The sequence below is a fragment of the Roseibium sediminis genome, assembly GCF_008711325.1.
In the GTDB taxonomy this organism is placed as follows: domain Bacteria; phylum Pseudomonadota; class Alphaproteobacteria; order Rhizobiales; family Stappiaceae; genus Roseibium; species Roseibium sediminis.
The window spans coordinates 18,451-35,636 of record NZ_VXDB01000003.1 but is presented as its reverse complement, the minus strand read 5'-3'; the positions used below and the strand labels follow the sequence as shown (position 1 = coordinate 35,636).

At 55.9% G+C, this 17,186-nt stretch carries 16 protein-coding genes; 10 read left to right on the top strand and 6 right to left on the bottom strand.

Going from position 1 to position 17,186, the window contains the following annotated elements:
* Both F0155_RS03645 and F0155_RS03640 read right to left on the bottom strand, forming a co-directional pair.
* Complete coding sequence (locus F0155_RS03645) at window positions 1-558, bottom strand: DUF4202 domain-containing protein (RefSeq protein ID WP_150523122.1); 558 nt, start codon at window positions 556-558, stop codon at window positions 1-3.
* Entirely contained in the window at window positions 558-1,265 is a 708-nt protein-coding gene (locus tag F0155_RS03640; protein ID WP_150523121.1) for a Crp/Fnr family transcriptional regulator, read from the bottom strand. The genes F0155_RS03645 and F0155_RS03640 overlap by 1 nt, the downstream gene beginning before the upstream one ends.
* A gap of 182 nt (window positions 1,266-1,447) precedes the next feature.
* Here F0155_RS03640 and hemA point away from each other — a divergent pair, with 182 nt between their 5' ends.
* The 10 genes from hemA to F0155_RS03590 all read left to right on the top strand — a co-directional run bounded on the left by hemA (window position 1,448) and on the right by F0155_RS03590 (window position 13,487).
* Window positions 1,448-2,671 (top strand): 5-aminolevulinate synthase, encoded by a 1,224-nt coding sequence (gene hemA, locus F0155_RS03635; protein ID WP_150523120.1) that lies wholly within the window; start codon window positions 1,448-1,450, stop codon window positions 2,669-2,671.
* A gap of 161 nt (window positions 2,672-2,832) precedes the next feature.
* Window positions 2,833-3,216, top strand: coding sequence for a c-type cytochrome (locus tag F0155_RS03630; protein WP_150523119.1), 384 nt, complete (start codon window positions 2,833-2,835; stop codon window positions 3,214-3,216).
* 182 nt (window positions 3,217-3,398) lie between these two features.
* Entirely contained in the window at window positions 3,399-4,625 is a 1,227-nt protein-coding gene (locus F0155_RS03625) for an NnrS family protein (protein WP_150523118.1), read from the top strand.
* A 130-nt stretch (window positions 4,626-4,755) separates the two neighbouring features.
* Window positions 4,756-6,972 carry a NosR/NirI family protein gene (locus F0155_RS03620; protein ID WP_208999115.1) on the top strand — a complete coding sequence of 739 codons (2,217 nt, stop codon included), beginning with the start codon at window positions 4,756-4,758 and terminating at the stop codon, window positions 6,970-6,972.
* A 27-nt stretch (window positions 6,973-6,999) separates the two neighbouring features.
* Window positions 7,000-8,910 carry a TAT-dependent nitrous-oxide reductase gene (gene nosZ, locus F0155_RS03615; RefSeq protein WP_150523117.1) on the top strand — a complete coding sequence of 637 codons (1,911 nt, stop codon included), beginning with the start codon at window positions 7,000-7,002 and terminating at the stop codon, window positions 8,908-8,910.
* Window positions 8,911-8,912: 2 nt separating this feature from the next.
* Complete coding sequence (locus F0155_RS03610; RefSeq protein WP_150523116.1) at window positions 8,913-10,196, top strand: nitrous oxide reductase family maturation protein NosD; 1,284 nt, start codon at window positions 8,913-8,915, stop codon at window positions 10,194-10,196.
* Window positions 10,193-11,098, top strand: coding sequence for an ATP-binding cassette domain-containing protein (locus tag F0155_RS03605; protein WP_150523115.1), 906 nt, complete (start codon window positions 10,193-10,195; stop codon window positions 11,096-11,098). Before F0155_RS03610 ends, F0155_RS03605 begins: the two co-directional genes overlap by 4 nt.
* A gap of 3 nt (window positions 11,099-11,101) precedes the next feature.
* The gene (locus F0155_RS03600; RefSeq protein WP_150523114.1) at window positions 11,102-11,932 is read left to right on the top strand and encodes an ABC transporter permease; all 831 of its coding nucleotides are present in this window, start codon (window positions 11,102-11,104) and stop codon (window positions 11,930-11,932) included.
* Complete coding sequence (locus F0155_RS03595) at window positions 11,929-12,474, top strand: nitrous oxide reductase accessory protein NosL (protein WP_150523113.1); 546 nt, start codon at window positions 11,929-11,931, stop codon at window positions 12,472-12,474. The genes F0155_RS03600 and F0155_RS03595 overlap by 4 nt, the downstream gene beginning before the upstream one ends.
* 92 nt (window positions 12,475-12,566) lie before the next feature.
* A complete protein-coding gene (locus F0155_RS03590; RefSeq protein ID WP_161599750.1) occupies window positions 12,567-13,487 on the top strand; it encodes an FAD:protein FMN transferase in 921 nt (306 codons plus the stop codon).
* Window positions 13,488-13,493: 6 nt separating this feature from the next.
* Here the strand turns inward: F0155_RS03590 and F0155_RS03585 are convergent, their stop codons facing one another.
* Genes F0155_RS03585 through nirJ form a run of 4 tightly spaced genes read right to left on the bottom strand, consistent with a single transcriptional unit; the run spans window position 13,494 to window position 17,184 of the window.
* On the bottom strand, window positions 13,494-13,745 hold the full coding sequence (locus F0155_RS03585) for a hypothetical protein (protein WP_150523111.1): 252 nt from the start codon (window positions 13,743-13,745) through the stop codon (window positions 13,494-13,496).
* Window positions 13,742-14,485 carry a sirohydrochlorin chelatase gene (locus F0155_RS03580; RefSeq protein ID WP_161599749.1) on the bottom strand — a complete coding sequence of 248 codons (744 nt, stop codon included), beginning with the start codon at window positions 14,483-14,485 and terminating at the stop codon, window positions 13,742-13,744. The genes F0155_RS03585 and F0155_RS03580 overlap by 4 nt, the downstream gene beginning before the upstream one ends.
* Window positions 14,442-15,989 carry a nitrite reductase gene (locus tag F0155_RS03575; protein ID WP_150523109.1) on the bottom strand — a complete coding sequence of 516 codons (1,548 nt, stop codon included), beginning with the start codon at window positions 15,987-15,989 and terminating at the stop codon, window positions 14,442-14,444. Before F0155_RS03575 ends, F0155_RS03580 begins: the two co-directional genes overlap by 44 nt.
* Window positions 15,964-17,184, bottom strand: a complete 1,221-nt coding sequence (gene nirJ, locus F0155_RS03570) for a heme d1 biosynthesis radical SAM protein NirJ (protein WP_150523108.1) — start codon at window positions 17,182-17,184, stop codon at window positions 15,964-15,966. Before nirJ ends, F0155_RS03575 begins: the two co-directional genes overlap by 26 nt.
* Between the last annotated feature and the right edge of the window lie 2 nt (window positions 17,185-17,186).

Below are 17,186 nucleotides of genomic sequence, written 5' to 3'. Positions count from 1 at the left end.
TCAGATCCTGAACGCGCTGGCGAGGTCTTCTGGAAGATCAAATTCAGTCAGGACCCGTTCGCGCGCTTCACCAGACATCTTGCGCGCAGTCTTTTGGACAATGTCCAGCACCTTGTCCGGTGCATGCTTGGCGGCGAAGGGAGTAAAGTACCATTTCAGGAAAACAAAGCAGATGACGTCTTCAAGTGCCTGAACCCCCGTATCCCGCTTGATCCCTTCCTTGCGCAACATTCTCGCGGCTTCTTCAGCCTCGTCGTCGGTATATCCCGCGGACATCATGATGGCGCTCACGCGATCGGCGTGATGGCGGGCGAGGTCCCTCCGCCAGGCATGATATCCCGCCTTCCCGTCCGGATATGTATTGCGGGGTTTGATCCATCGCTCGATATGCTGTCCCCGAGCGGCAATCTGTAGCGGTTCGCCGGCGTTCGGAAACAACCGAGCGAGTTCCTCACTCATACGATGACCATAGAGAAGGGCGGCGGGTGTTCCGTCTTCTTGTCCCGGGTCCGAAGCGTTGACTTCGTCTATCGCGGCAAGGGCGGTTTCAAGTCTCATCAACACCCCTTGTGCCAGGCTTCTACCGGGTCCGTTTCGGAGAAGGCGCGCAACCTGTCGATGTTTTCAATTTCCGCGTGGTTTCGATTGATCTTCACCCCGGCAGATTTCAGTCTGGCAAAGGAGCGGGAGAGGCTTTCCGGCTTCATGCCCAGTTTTCCGGCAATGAGGAACTTGTCATAAGGCAGTGTGACTTCACACTCGCCGGTTTCATTCTCACAAAGATCCAGCAGAAACTCTGCCACACGCTGCGGCCCGGTTTGTGCTTTCAGCTGTTCAAGTTGGGAGACCAGAGAGTGCAGATGTGCAAATGTTGATGCCAGAACCGAAATGCTGATCTCCGGGTCCTTGCGCATGCCCTCCAAAATGGCCGTGCTGGGAATCCGCATGACCTCGCAAGCTGTCACAGCCTCTGCGGATACCGGATATGCCTGTCCCCGAAACGCCACAGCTTCTCCAAAGCTTTCGCCTTTGGTGAAGACGCTCACGACGGCTTCGCCCCCATTTGGCGCTATACGGTAAAGCTTGATCCAGCCATCCATGACAATGTGGATGGCATGAGCCTTTTCCCCCTGGAGGAAAAGAGTTTCGCCACGTTCATAGGTCCGCCAGCTGGATGCTTGCAGCACCATCTGCTGCATCTCGGGTGAAAAGCTCTTCAGCAAGAGAGAATTTTCAGCAATCTTTTTATGACGTTCACTTGGCATGTCGTTACCGTGTTTTTGCTGCGCGTAAAAAATAAACCATGGACGCAAAGTCACTTTAGCCATTGTCAATGTTTCGCAAAAGGCGGGCAAATACGGACCCGCGTGGCAAGCTTGACTATTGTCATGGAGCGGGTCGGGCCCGGCTCATAGCTTTCGTTTCAAGACACGAAAGCGGGGATGGCATGGACTATCAGGCTCATTTCAGATCACGGCTCGCAGCCCTCAAGGATGAGGGCAACTATCGGGTGTTCATGGATCTGCAGCGGAAACGCGGGCATTTCCCGCAAGCTCTCTGGACCCATGAGAATGGAGCTGGCGACGTCACGATCTGGTGCTCCAATGACTATCTCGGCATGGGGCAGCACCCAAAGGTGCTGGCTGCCATGCACGAAGCCATCGACCGGTATGGAGCAGGTGCCGGAGGGACCCGAAACATTTCCGGGACCACTCATGAACATGTTGTTCTGGAATCGGAGCTGGCCGACCTACATGGCAAGGAAGCTGCTCTGGTTTTCACGTCGGGATATGTATCGAACTGGGCTGCCCTTGGAACACTGGCGTCGCAGATCCCGGATATGATCGTGTTCTCTGACAGTCTCAATCACGCGTCCATGATTGAGGGGATTCGTCATTCACGGGCCGATAAGGTGGTCTGGAAACACAATGACCTGAACGATCTGGAGCGCAAATTGCGAAGCGTTGATCCGGGTAGGCCGAAACTGATTGCTTTCGAAAGCGTCTATTCCATGGATGGGGATATCGCCCCGATTGCTGAAATCTGCGATCTGGCCGATCGGTATTCGGCAATGACCTATCTGGACGAAGTACACGCTGTCGGGCTTTACGGTCCGCGTGGCGGTGGTATTGCCGAACGGGAGGGCTTGATGGACAGGCTGACCGTTATCGAGGGGACGCTGGGAAAGGCCTATGGAGTGGTTGGCGGATATATTGCGGCCTCAAGGGAGCTCTGCGATTTCGTGCGCAGTTTTGCAAGCGGCTTCATTTTCACCACGGCGCTGCCGCCTGCGATTGCGGCAGCTGCAACCGCCTCCATCAGACACTTGAAGGAGAGCGATCGGGAAAGACAGGCTCATAAGGCCATCGTCGCTGAAGTTCGATCGCGGTTCGATGAGCTTGGCATTCCACACGTCAAAAATCCGAGCCATATCATTCCGGTGATGGTTGGAAATCCGGGCAAATGCAAGTTTCTGTCCGATACCCTTTTGACCGAGTTCGGTATTTACATCCAGCCGATCAACTACCCGACCGTTCCAAAAGGAACGGAACGGCTCCGAATTACACCATCTCCCGTACATGCGCGCGGTGACATTGACCGTCTGGTTGCTGGACTTCATTCGCTTTGGAGCGACTGCCAACTCGCAAGAAGACCGCTTGCTGCGGAATAGGCGCTCTTGATTGAAGTCAAGGAAAATGCGGAAGCGAACCGGCTTTCTGGTCTGGCGAAAACTATGAATTTGGGCAGAGCGCTGCTTGCGTGGTTGCGGCCATGCGATAATGCCGATTGCGTTCAGTTCACCCGAACAAGGACTTCGGAAAGGTTGAGGTCATGAACAAACTGTTTGCCTGTCTTGCAACGATTGCGGGGCTTTTTATTGTCACACCTTCTCTTGCAGACGGAGATGCTGCAGCAGGTGAAAAGGTATTTGCCAAATGCAAGGCCTGTCATGCGGTCGGGCCGGACGCCAAGAACAAGGTTGGCCCGTTGCTGAATGGCATCGTGGGCGCACCTGCGGGCAAGGTCGAGGGCTTCAAGTATTCTGCAAGCCTGACTGAACTGGGAGAAGGTGGTCTTGTTTGGGATGAAGAAACTCTCGGGGCCTTTCTGCGCAAGCCAAAGGATGTGGTTCCAAAGACAAAAATGTCCTTTGCCGGGATTCGCAAGGATGATGATGTTGCAAATGTCATTTCCTACCTGAAGACATTTCAGTAGGTCAGAGAGTTGAACGGGCGTGCTGCAAAGTGCGCCCTTTGTTTTCAGAACATTATTACCCTTTCAAGATCTGCGAAAATCCAGATCTGACTCCCGCTCAGGTGATTGATGCAGCCCATGCCCGATGCGTGTGGCGACTAATGATCCTTTAGGTGCGACGGTGTCTGGAAGAAGGTGTCGATATGGCAAAGGTGACCGGATCCCCTAGCCCCGGCTTGACCGTGCAAATCCCGACAGTTCTGACAGCCGGGTTTCGATTTTTCTTTTTGTCGGCAGGGCTGTTTTCCGTTTTCGCCATGTTCGCGTGGACGCTCTGGCTGGCGGTGCATGCTGCGGGCGGAACCTTTGTTTCGCTGCCAATGTCCATGGCTCCGCACCTCTGGCACGCTCATGAAATGGTGTTCGGCTATACGGTTGCGGTAATTGCCGGCTTCTTTGTAACCGCGGTCCCAAACTGGACCGGAACCAGGGAAATTGGTGCCGCCTTCGTCATCCTGAGCGGGGTGATCTGGGTAGCGGGGCGAATTGCGGTCTGGTTCTCCGCCGCTCTCGATCCGGTCATCGTTGCTGCTATCGATCTTGCCTTCGTGCCTGTCCTGTCGCTAGCGGTTTTAACACGCCTTGCAAGGAAAACTCAGGCCCGGAATTTTGTGTTTCTCGGGCTGCTGACAGCGCTGTTTTCCGGCAACCTTTTGATGCATCTTGAGTGGATCGGTTGGACAGAGGAAAGCGCCGGCCTTGGCGTGCGTCTTGGCGTATTTACCGCGGCTGCCATGATCGCGATCATTGGAGGCAGGGTCGTACCTGCCTTCACTCGAAATGCCTTGTTGCGCAATGGATATGACGGTGCCTTGCCTGTTTCCCGTCCTTGGCTGGATCGTCTCGGTATTCTCCTCTCTGTTTGTGCCGCCCTGGTATGCTTGCCCTTATTCCCGGAACCTTTTGGCGGTGTTGTCATTCTGCTGGCGGGATGCGTGATGATAGCCCGTCTTGCGGGCTGGAGGGGTTGGGCAACACGTTATGATCCCATCCTCTGGATACTCCATGTCGCCTATCTGCTGCTCGGTGGAGGATATGTCTTCTATGGCGTTACTGTGCTTTGGGGAACTTTATCCGAAACAGCTGCCCTTCATCTTCTTTCCGCCGGTGCGGTTGGAAGCATGACCCTGGCAATGATGACACGGGCTTCCCTTGGTCATGCTGGAAAGCCATTGAAGGTTTCTCCGCCAATTGTGCTGGCTTATGGGCTGGTGATAGCTGCCGCGCTGATACGGAGCTTTGCCGTGCCGTTCGCGGGATATTTCGAAACCATGCTGGTATCCGGCTCCCTTTGGGTGGTGGCCTTTGTTCTTTTTGTGATTGTTTATGCGCCCATCCTGTCAAAACCAAGACATTCAACCAGGACATAGTCCACCTTCCGGATCGCCCGACGGTGGTTGTTCCGATTTTTTTTCAACCCCTTGACTATCGTCAAGAACTTCAGGACCTGAAAGACCGACACCAGTCCAGAACGAAGTTCAGAGTTCTGGAGCGTGTCGCGTGAAACGCAGACAGCAAAATATCGGCACTTTTCTGCTTTGCCTGTTGGCACTGCTCCTGTGCATTCAGGAGTTCCCGGCACAGGCAGAGGAGAAGCTGCTTCTGCGTTTTCTGGATAAAGTGGCGGTTGAAAGCCTGGCGCCGGGTGCAGAGACCTATGGCTCAATGCGGCCTGATGTTGCAGCAGTTCCTGCCCTCAGGGGGGGCGAGGTCGTTGGTTGGATCTATCTGACTTCCGATTTTGTTTCCACCACCGGATATTCGGGAAAACCTATCCATACACTTGTTGGCGTGAACAAGGATGCAGTGGTTACAGGCGTCCGGTTGGTCAAGCATTCGGAACCAATAGTCCTGATCGGTATCCCCGATGCCAAGATACAAGCTGTCACCGAAGGGTACGCAGGTCTTGATCTGAAAGCTGAAGCGATATCCGGCGGGTCCGCTCATGATCTCGACATCATCTCCGGTGCAACCGTGACGATCATGGTGATTGATGACTCCATCGTCCGGTCCGGTCTCAAGGTGGCTCGTGCTCTGGGACTCGGTGGGCTGGTTGTAGAGCAGATCGATACCGGCCCGAAACGGCTGATCGACGAAGCCAAGCGGGAGACTGCCGACTGGCAGACACTAACGGGCAATGGCGCAGTTCGGCGCATGTCCATTGATGTTGCGCAGATAAATCGGGCTTTCCTGGAACAGGGTGATCAGCGGGCGGCGTCAAGACCTGAAGATGGACCGGACACGGATACTTTCATCGACATGTATCTGGCCCTTGTCGACGTCCCGAGTATTGGTCTTTCGCTGCTTGGTGAGGCTGAGTATGCAAACCTGAAGAACCGCATGAAGGACGGGGACCATGCCATTCTTGTTACCGCCCGCGGCCGGTACTCTTTCAAGGGATCGGGCTATGTCCGCGGTGGCATTTTCGATCGCATTCAGCTAATTCAGGACGATATTTCCGTACGGTTTCATGATCGCCAGCATGCCAGGCTCGGCAGGGTCCTTGCGGAAGGCGCGCCTGCCTTTTCGGAAGCAGATCTCTTCATCATTCCGGCAAATTCGGGCTTTGATCCTTCGCGGGACTTCCGTCTTCAGCTTCTCATTCAGCGCCCTGTCGGGCCGATCGATAAAGTGTTTCTGACGTCCGATCTCGGATACAGGCTTCCCGATCACTATCTGAAAGTAGAGACGCAAATCATCTCTCTCGATGAGACCAGCCAGCCTGAAAACGGCGTGCTTTCAGACGGCGGTTCTGTGGAAATCGAGAAGCTGTGGATGCGGATCTGGAAGGACCGGCAGGCGGATATTCTCATCCTTGGCCTTGCGGTTTCGGTTCTGACACTTGTGTTCTTCTTCCAGATGCAAGTCACCCGCAATGAGCGTTTTACCTTCTGGTTCCGGATCGGCTTTCTGACGTTCACCCTGATCTGGCTCGGGTGGGTCCAGAATGCGCAATTGTCCGTGGTCAATGTTCTGGCGTTTTTCGCGGCTCTGACCAGCGACTTCAGCTGGGATGCGTTCCTGATGGATCCGTTGGTGTTCCTGCTGTGGTTCTCCGTTGCCGCTGCGCTGCTTTTCTGGGGACGCGGGGCCTATTGCGGTTGGCTCTGCCCGTTTGGGGCATTGCAGGAGCTGACGAACCGATTGGCAAAACTCTGCCGTATTCCGCAGATCGAGGTTCCCTGGGGACTTCATGAACGCCTTTGGCCGGTCAAATACATGCTCTTCCTCGGGCTGTTCGGGCTGTCTCTCTATTCTTTGGATGTTGCCGAGCACTATGCCGAGGTTGAGCCCTTCAAGACGGCGATAATCCTGAAGTTTCAACGCACATGGCCGTTCGTGCTCTTTGCTGTCGGGCTTCTGATCGCCGGACTTTTCATCGAACGGTTTTACTGCCGGTACCTTTGCCCTCTCGGGGCCGGTCTGGCGATCCCGGCGCGCCTGAGGATGTTCGATTGGCTGAAGCGTTACCGCGATTGTGGAAACCCGTGCCAGCGCTGCGCCAAGGAATGCATGGTTCAAGCCATTCATCCCGAAGGTCACATCAATCCAAACGAGTGCCTGAACTGCCTGCATTGTCAGGTTCTGTATCAGCACGACCAGAAATGCCCTGTCTGCATCAAGAAACTGGCCAAGCGGCGAAAGTTCGCGGAGCAGACCGGGATGACCGAAACGGGGTCAAGGACGGAAGCACCCATCGTGCGACCTGCCCGATAACCCTGAACCACCAAGATGGAGACTGTCATGTCACAGAGTTTCAAGGAAACAGCACTATCCCGAAGGGCACTCTTGGGAGGTACAGCCAAGACCGCGGTTGTTGCCGGAATGGGTGCTGCCGCGTTTGGCGGCGTTGTTCAGGCAACGGCTGCCGAAGGTGGGCAAAAGTGGGAAATGGCTCCCGGTGAACTGGATGAATATTACGGCTTCTGGTCGTCCGGACAGACCGGCGAAATCCGCATCCTTGGTGTTCCGTCGATGCGCGAACTGATGCGTATTCCTGTGTTCAACCGTTGTTCGGCCACTGGTTGGGGTCAGACAAATGAATCACTGAAGATCCTGACCGAAGGTCTGTTGCCTGAAACCAAGGCCTTCCTGAAGGCGCAAGGCAAGGTCACCTATGACAATGGCGATCTGCATCACCCGCATATGTCCTTCACCGACGGCACGTACGACGGTCGCTATCTGTTTGCCAATGACAAGGCGAATACGCGTGTTGCCAGGGTCAATTTGACCACGATGAAGTGTGACAAGATCATCGAGATCCCGAATGCCCACGACATCCACGGCATGCGTCCGCAAAAATATCCAAGGACCAACTATGTCTTTGCCAACGGGGAACACGAAGCTCCGCTCGTCAATGACGGCAGTATCCTGGATGAGCCGGACAAGTACACCTGCATTTTCTCGGCCATCAATGCCGACGAGATGAAGGTCGCCTGGCAGGTCATCGTCTCCGGCAACCTCGACAACTGTGATTCCGACTATCAGGGCAAATATGCCTTCTCGACGAGCTATAACTCCGAAATGGGGACAAATCTCGCCGAGATGACCGAAAGCGAGACCGACCATGCAGTCGTCTTCAATATCAAGGCCATCGAGGAAGCTGTCGCTGCCGGAAACTATCAGGAATTGAACGGGGTACCGGTCGTTGATGGCCGCAAGGAAGCGAACTCGCAGTTCACCCGCTACATTCCGATTCCGAACAGCCCGCATGGCTGCAATGCGGCTCCCGACAAGAAACACATCGTCATCAACGGCAAGCTGTCACCAACCGTTTCGGTCATTGATGTGACCAAGGTGGATGCACTCTTTGCGGAAAATGCTGATCCACGGTCTGCCATTGTTGCCGAGCCGCAACTGGGTCTCGGCCCGCTCCACACGGCGTTCGACAATAGCGGTAACTGCTACACGACTTTGTTCCTCGACAGCCAGGTCGTGAAATGGAACATGGATGCAGCAATCCGTGCCTATGCCGGTGAGGAAGTGGATCCGATCCTCGACAAGGTTGATGTTCATTACCAACCGGGCCACAATTCGACGTCCATGGGTGAAACGGCAGAAGCCGATGGCAAATGGCTCGTGTCGATGAACAAGTTCTCCAAGGACCGGTTCCTCAATGTTGGTCCGTTGAAGCCTGAAAACGAGCAGCTGATCGACATTTCCGGCGACAAGATGAAGGTGGTTCATGACGGGCCGACCTTTGCCGAGCCACATGACAGCATCATTGTTCATCGCTCCAAGGTGAACCCGGCGATTGTCTGGGAGCGTACCGACCCCATGTTTGCTGACGCGGTCGCCCAGGCAAAGGCTGACGGAGTGGACCTGGAAGATGCTGCCGATGTCATTCGGGACGGCAACAAGGTGCGCGTCTACATGTCGTCCGTCGCGCCAAACTTCAGTCTGGAGAAATTCACGGTCAAACAGGGTGATGAGGTAACCGTCTACATCACGAATGTTGACGATATCGACGATCTGACCCACGGTTTCTGCATGGCGAATTATGGTGTTGCCATGGAAGTCGGTCCACTGGCGACCGCTTCGGTGACGTTCATCGCCGAGCGCCCAGGGGTGCACTGGTTCTATTGCCAGTGGTTCTGTCATGCGCTTCACATGGAAATGCGTGGTCGAATGTTCGTCGAACCGAGCGGCGCATAACCATGTCGGGCGCCCTCAAGTTCCTGTCGGGGATCTTTGCTGTGGTCGCCATGCTTGTGGCGGCAGGCGGACCCCTGTCGGCAAGGGTCTGGGAAGTTCCGGCAACAGAGGGCGCTCTCTCCAACATCCTGAAACAAGCGCAGGCCGGAGATGTTCTCCGGCTTGCTGAAGGTGACCATGACGGCCCAATCGTCATGGACCTTCCACTCACGCTGAGCGGTAACGGCAAGGCAAGGGTTCTGGGAAACGGGACTGGCAGCGTGATTACGGTCAACGCGGCAGATGTGGTTATCGAAGGTCTGGAGTTAACAGGTTCAGGCCTGTCTCATGAAACACTTGATGCGGGGGTCAAGCTTCACAAGACGGCTCACCGCACCATCATCCGCAACAATCGCATACTCAATAATCTGACGGGCGTTGATGTTCACGGCGCCCACGATGCAGTTGTTTCCAACAACCTGATCGAAGGCCGAAAGGACCTGCGCATTAACGAACGCGGCAATGGCATCTATGTCTGGAACTCGCCGAACCTTCTCGCCGAATTCAATACCGTCCGGTTCGGGCGAGACGGCATCTTCGTCAACACCAGTCATCACGATACGTTCCGGAACAACCGGATCGAGAATGTTCGATTTGCCATTCACTACATGCATGGAAACCACGGTGTCATTGAAGGCAATGTTTCCAGCGGCAATGACATCGGCTATGCCCTGATGTTTTCGGACCGCCTCGAAATACGAGACAACGTTTCCATCGATGACCGCAACCACGGTCTGATGCTGAACTATGCCAACCGTGCGAGGATTTCAGGCAATTCTGTAAATGGCGGCGGCGAGAAATGCCTCTTCATGTACAACGCGAACAAAAACGCGATTTCCGAAAACCGTTTTGAAGCCTGCCCGATCGGGGTTCATTTCACCGCCGGGTCTGCCGGAAACAGATTTCAGGGCAACGCGTTCATAGGTAACCGCACACAAGTCAAATATGTCGGCAGCCGTGTTCTCGACTGGAGCACCGAAGGGCGGGGCAATTATTGGAGCGATCATGCGGCCTTCGACATGAATGGCGACGGGCTGGCCGATACATCCTACCGACCAAATGACATGGTCGATCAGGTCTTGTGGACACAGCCATCTGCAAAGCTCCTTGTGGGAAGTCCTGCGGTCCAGTTGCTCCGTTGGACCCAGTCCCAGTTTCCGGCCTTGCTGCCGGGAGGCATCGTTGACAATGCGCCCCTGATGCAGCCGCCGAAAGTGAAAATACCGAATTCGGGAGTACAGGGATGATGCGCACGAGCCTCACCGTTCGCAATGTCACCAAGCAATTCTCCGGGCAAACTGCCGTGAATGATGTTTCGTTCTCGCTGGAGCCCGGCGAGCGGGTTGCTCTTCTCGGCCACAATGGCGCCGGCAAGACGACGTTGTTCAAGATGATCCTAGGATTTCTCAAACGTGATCGGGGGGAGATCGAGGTTCTGGGTGATTTGCCCGGCAGCGACGGTGCACGCAAACACATGGCTTACCTGCCTGAGTCTGTTGCGTTTTCCAACGTTTTAAGAGGTCGGGAAGTGCTTGCCTTCTATGCAAGGCTCAAGGGTGTTGCCCAAGCGGAGGTCGGTCCGCTGCTGGAACGTGTAGGTCTGGCAGAAGCAGCAAATCGCCGGGTTGCGACCTATTCAAAGGGTATGCGCCAGCGTCTGGGTTTGGCTCAAGCTCTTATAGGTCAGCCAAAACTGGTGCTGCTTGATGAACCAACCAGCGGACTGGATCCTATCTCCCGACAAAATGTATATGACCTGATCGCTGAAATCGCCGGACAGGGGACATCCGTCCTGATGTCGTCCCACGCTCTGACCGAGTTGGCACCGCGAACAGACAGGATCCTGATCCTCTCCAAAGGAACACTGGTTGCCGACGACAGTCTGACAGGACTTCGGGCGAAAGCCGGGCTGCCGATCAAACTCAAGGTCTGGACCAGACCGGGAGCAGCTCCGGAAGTTGCCGCAACACTTGGCAGCAAGCAAATGAATGGGCGGTCGGTAGATATCGATTGTCGGCTGGACGAAAAAATTCCTCTTTTGTCCGCGATCGGAGCTCTCGGTCCGCTCGTTGAGGACGTGGAGGTCCACGCGCCCGGCCTTGACGATATTTACCGCCACTTCTCCGAAACCGTTCACAAGGGGGCCTGATCCATGTTGTCTCGCATCCTCGCCATTGCAATGCAGGAGCTGCGTATCGGAATTCGCAACAGGTGGATTGTGCTGGCAACGGCGATCCTGGCGGTTTTCTCACTTGCCCTTGCATTGCTCGGGTCTGCACCTGCCGGAACATTGGGAGTGGATCGTTTGACGATCACTGTTGCGTCGCTCTCAAGTCTTTCGGTTTATCTCGTGCCGCTGATCGCCCTGATCCTCGCCTTTGACGCCGTTTGTGGTGAGATTGAGCGTGGAACACTGCTCATGACCTTCTCATGCCCGCTCTCACGATCAGAGTTCCTGTTTGGCAAGGCGCTGGGCCACAGTCTCGTGCTCCTGATTGCCCTTGGGGTAGGATATGGCGTGACTGCGGGTTTCATGATCTTGAGCGGTGCCGGTTCCATCGCTGGATTGGTTGACTTTCTGCGCCTGATCGCAACCTCGGTGCTCCTCGGCCAGTGCTTCATCGCCGTTGGATACATGTTGTCCTGTCTGACGCGGCAATCCGTTACAGCAGCTGCAGCGGCCATTGCCACATGGCTTGTTCTGGTGGTCCTTTATGATCTCGCATTGCTCGGTGCCCTCGTTGCCAATCCCGAAGGCGTATTTGCCTCGAGCATATTTCCCTATGCCTTGCTCTTGAATCCCGCCGATTCCTTTCGGCTTTTCAATCTCGCAGCACTTGGAGCGAGCGATCTGGTCGGTGGAATGGCAGGTGTTGCGGAAACCCTGCCATTCTCGCCAACCAGTGCATTGGTTTCCCTTGCCATGTTTGCCGGGTTTGCCATGTCCGGCAGCCTTCTTCTCATCCGGAGAATTGCGCCATGAACCGCCTTGTCATCTGTTTGCTTGCCACAAGTTTGCTGGCCGCGTGCCAGGAGGAGGTTCAGCTTGCAAAGCCCTCACCTGTTGCATTGACGCCGGAGTCGGCAGGGCATTATTGCCAGATGACTGTTCTGGAGCACACCGGGCCAAAGGCACAGATACACCTTGTCGGCAACCCGAACCCTCTCTGGTTCACACAGGTTCGCGATGCGGTGGCATTCGCCTTGTCGCCGGAAGAAGCCGGGGACATCGCTGTCATCTATGTCAATGACATGAATGTGGCGGAGAGCTGGGATTACCCCGGCACTGATAACTGGATCGATGCTGATGCCTCCTGGTTTGTCATCGGCAGCAGGCAGGCCGGAGGCATGGGCGCGCCAGAGGCCATTCCATTTGGAAATGAAGCTGGCGCACTGGAATTTGCCAGCAAGAATGGCGGAAACAGTGTCCGGTTTGCGGACATTCCTGCGGGTTATGTATTGGGTTCGGTCGAACTTTCTTCCTCCGGCTTGACTGAAGAAAAAAGTTCCGAGGTGCTGCGATGACACCGGTAACTGACAAAAGCAAAGAGCCGATCGCCTCAGCGGGGCGAAGACGATTCCTGAGAATTTGCGCGGCTTCAGTGGCCGGGCTTGCCATGCCTTTGACAGCGTGGCCGGCCAAAGCAGCCGTGAAACTGCATAGCTGGAAGGGCATTGCACTTGGTGCAAAGGCCGAGATTCATCTCCTGCATGAAAATGAGAAGGAGGCACTGGGTCTCCTTGATGCGGTCGAGGCGGAAGTCCGTCGGCTGGAGACAATTTTCAGCCTGTATCTCCAAGACAGCGAACTCGTGCGGCTCAACCGCGATGGGAGACTGAAGGCCCCGTCGATGGAAATGGTGGAGCTTCTGGGGCTTTGCCAGCGGCTCCACACGGCAACCAGCGGAGCATTTGACCCGACCATCCAGCCGCTATGGCAATATCATGCCCAAAACACGATAGGGGATGCGGACGCAGCATTTGCCGATGTTTTGGCAAGAACCGGGTTTGACAACGTGGCCTTTGATGCAACCGAAATCCGATTTGCGCTGCAGGGAATGGCCATGACCTTGAACGGCATAGCTCAGGGGTTCATCACCGACAGGGTCGCGCGCCTGCTGGAAGATCGCGGCTGCCGGGATGTCCTTGTTGATCTCGGGGAGATTTCCGCAATAGGTACGCCTTTGCCCGACGATGACGGCGAGTTTGGATGGCCGGTTCGACTGCGTCCTGACTCCAACCACCCTACCGAAGCTCGCATCCGCTTGGTCGGTTCCGCGGTCGCCAGTTCTGCCAGATCGGGAACCACATTCGATCAGGCTGGCCGCCTGTCTCATATCATCGATCCGCGCACCGGCCGGCCTCTCAGTCAAGGTCTGTCCGGAGCAAGCGTCGTTGCGCCGACTGCAGCGCTTGCGGATGGACTCTCCACGGCGGCCTTGATTTGTGATGAGGCCGTGTTTGCATCAATACTCAACGAGTTTGCACAGACCCGCGCCTTCGTGGTGCGGGACAATGGCTCAAGTGGCTGGCTTTAAAACGGCTCAGGTGGATGGCGGCTTGCGTCCGTCGGCCTCGTCCATGAGATGACGGACCCACTTTGCCGCCAGCCATGTTGTGGGGAGTCCGAGCGGGATGCTGAGCCACAAGCTGGTCAATGGTGAGAGCGCGGGAAATCCGATTGCCTGCCACATGAGGCTGAGCATGAAAAGGTTGATGGCAACGGCTCCTGCCGCGAAGGGATACAGGACGGTTGCCAGTTTCCGGACAGGCCAACCGGTTTCGATGTTCGTCATGCGGCCAGTGTCCTTTCATTTGCCGATTTGAGGGTTTGGGCAATTAACTCCGGGAGGAATGGAGCATCGCCCAGAGGGGCGAGACACGTTCCCGCGAAATGGCCCTTTTCCAGCGCCTTTGGAACGTCGTCCGTCACGTGGAACCCGTTTCCGGCAAAGAACGGCAGGCACACTGCCTGTTGACTGCACATATTCGCTACATCCGCCAGGAACGGGGACTGTTCCAGGAACCCGACACGAATTTTGGAACCTGGCAGTTTCCTTGCGAGTTTTTCGGCAAACTGCAAGGTACAATCCCCTGCGGCAGGACCGCTGGCGGATCCATGTGCAGCAAGAAGGATTTCGGTTTCTGCTGCGTCTCGACCCGACGCGGTCAAGGCTGTCAGAATCAGACGACTGGTCAAAGTAGGCAGTTCCGGATGGCACCCGAATGCCGGAAGTTGATGAAGGTTGCGCCCTTCGAGGCGGCCTGCCAGAGCGGTTTGGGTAAACCAGCCTTCCGTCATGAACAAGGGATAGACAAACGCTCCTGCAGGCAAGTCGGCCACAGCCGCATCCAACGCAGCAGGGGCTGCCATGGTGGCTGACTTGATGATCCAGTCGGGCACGAGCCTTGCTACGCGTCGCGCAAGGTCATTCAGATAGGCTTCGCCGTCTTCAAAACGGGAGGGTTGGCCATGTGAGACAAGGATCGCCTCAGTGGCTGGTTCCTTCCGAAAAGGTGATCTTGTTCCAAACATTGTATTTCCCCGAGGGCTTGCGCATGGGCAGACGTCTGACCTCTTCAAGGGTTTTGGCGTCATAGATGATCACGGCTCCATCGTCCTCCCAGACCGAGACCAACGCGTATCGGCCGTCTTTGGTGAATTCGACATGAGCGACTGTTGCGCCGACAACCGGCTTCAGTGTCCTGACAATTTCAAGGCTCTGCTTGTCGATGACGTGGATCTCGTCCTTGTTTGGTCCGAAGAAGACATCCGCCCAGAAGTAAGGGGTCTGTTCATGGCTGCGGAGGAAGAAGCCCGGACCGTTGGTCTTGATTGTCGTAATTCTTTCCCAGGTCTCGGTGTCGATGACAGACAGTTTGCCTTCCTTGAGATGGGGTGTCGCCATGACCCGGTGGCCATCGCGCTCCCAACTGATGCCGGAGCCAAGATGAGGCATGCCGTCCAGTGGGAGTTCCGCAATTTCCCGGCCTACATTGAGATTGACGACAATGCCCCTTGCGCCGTCCCGTGAGGCCCCGATGAGATGGCGGTAGTCGTCGTCAAAGAAGAAGTCATCAAGAGGCTCGGCAGTAACTATGCGCCTGCGGGAAAAAAGGCCTGCAGATGAAGCGATGGCCTCGACCATGCCCTTCTCGCGGCTGTGTATGAACCCTTCATAGACAGGTTCAGCGTCTGGATCCGTCGCAACTTCCCAGATCTCCGGCGCATCCTTCAGGGCCAGAATGAAGCTCTTGCGATGTGGGGCCTGATAAACGGCTGACACCCGGCTGGCTGTGCCGTCCTTGGCAACGACGTCCATCACGGTCGCGACGCTCAGATCCTCGGTTGAAAGGATGGTCAATGTCATTGGCAGATAATTTGCAACAGCAAGCCATTTGCCATCGTGGCTTATGGCGATGTTTCGGCTATTCAGGCCTGCCCTGACCCGGCCGACTTCCTGCAAGGCATATAGATCATACTTCTGCACCCATCCGTCCCGTGACATGATGAAAACATATCGCCCGTCGGGAGAGAATTTTGGGCCACCGTGCACGGCAAAGGGGGTGGCAAAGCGGTCGAGTGTCTCGAAAGTGTCGCCGTCCAGAACGCTGACATGATGATCCCCCGTTTCAACCACGAGGGTGATGTTCATTGGATCGGACGACCAGACTGGATTGTCTTTCGGTTGGTATGCAGCATTGAGAACGAGGCTGGCGTCGATGTCCGTCTTCTCCCAGCTCGGCTTGATTTTAAGCGGCTCCTGGAGGTAGGTGATCAGACCGTCAATCTGCTGGTCGTTCAAAGTGCTCTCAAATCCAGGCATCTGGGTTGCCGGACGGCCTGAACGTATAACCGTGGCAAGATCCGGACCGCGCATCCTGTTCAGTGTTTGCGGGATGAGTGCAGGTCCAAGACCTCCCAGTCGGGCCTCCCCGTGGCAGGCAGCGCAATTGTCCGCATAGTCCAGAGCGGGGTCCGCGAGGGAAATGCCGGTCAGGAGCAGCAGCGTACTAAGTGAAGCGATGAACCGGATCATGGCTCTTTCCCCGGAAAGGCGTAACGGTCAGGCGCTCGGAGTTTGTTTCGTGAACCCCGATTTCTCCGTCACTCAGATAACAGGCTGGATCTTCTGCCCATGGGTCCCCGGTCAGCTGTAGTGCACGGATACGGGTATTCCCACCGCAGACATCCTTGTGAATGCAGGCACCGCACCGCCCCTTGAGAGGGCGTGGGCGTGTGCGCAATTGAGCAAGCATCGGATCGGCGCTCGTCCAAAGTTCGGAGAACGGTGTGTGTTTCACGCTGCCGACCGTATAGTCGGACCAGTAGGTGTCTGGGTGGACATTTCCCTGGGTGTCGATATTGGCTACACCCAACCCGGAAGAGTTGCCGCCCCAGGCCTTGAGATGCGCCCGTATGTGCTCGGCCTTGTCCTTTCCGAACTCGCGTTGCACCCAGTTCAGGAAATAGACCGCATCGGCGTCGTTGTTACCGGTGACGATATCCAGTGGTCGTCCGCCGTTAACGCCATCCCATGCCCTTTCGATCAACAGGTCCATAGCCTTGCGAGAGCGGACATGTTCGGCGTCTTCGCTGCGATTTTTGTCTCCACGACCGGCATAAACGAGGTGGGAGAGGTAAAACTTGTCGACGCCTTCGTCATCACAGAGTTGCAAAAGGCCGGGAAGGTGCGTGTGATTGCTTTCGGTTATGGTAAAGCGCAGGCCCACCTTGATGCCTCGGGCCTTGCATTCCCGCACGCCGCGAACAGCATCGGAAAATGCGCCTTCTACGCCTCGGAACCAATCGTTGGTGGCACCTATTCCGTCGATGGAAATCCCGACATAATCAAAGCCGATCTCGGCCACCCTGTCGGCGGCTTCGCTATGGAGCTTCGTGCCGTTTGTGGAAAGGGCCAGCATCCGGACAAGTCCTCGAGCGCGCTCGGCAATCTCGAAAAGATCCTTGCGGTCCAGTGGCTCACCGCCGGACAAAATCAGGGCCGGAATCCGGAATTGGCCCAGATCCTCCAGCGTTGCCATTGCCTGCTCATGGGTCAGTTCACCGGGAAAGTCCACGTCAGCGGACACCGTGTAGCAATGACGGCAGCGCAAGTTGCAGCGCCGGGTAAGGTTCCAGATGACAACCGGTTTTATCACCCGGTTTTCGGGTCTGGTGCGGACAGCGGATGGCGTCCTGATCTGGTGCATGTATTCGGAAAGGCGAAACATCG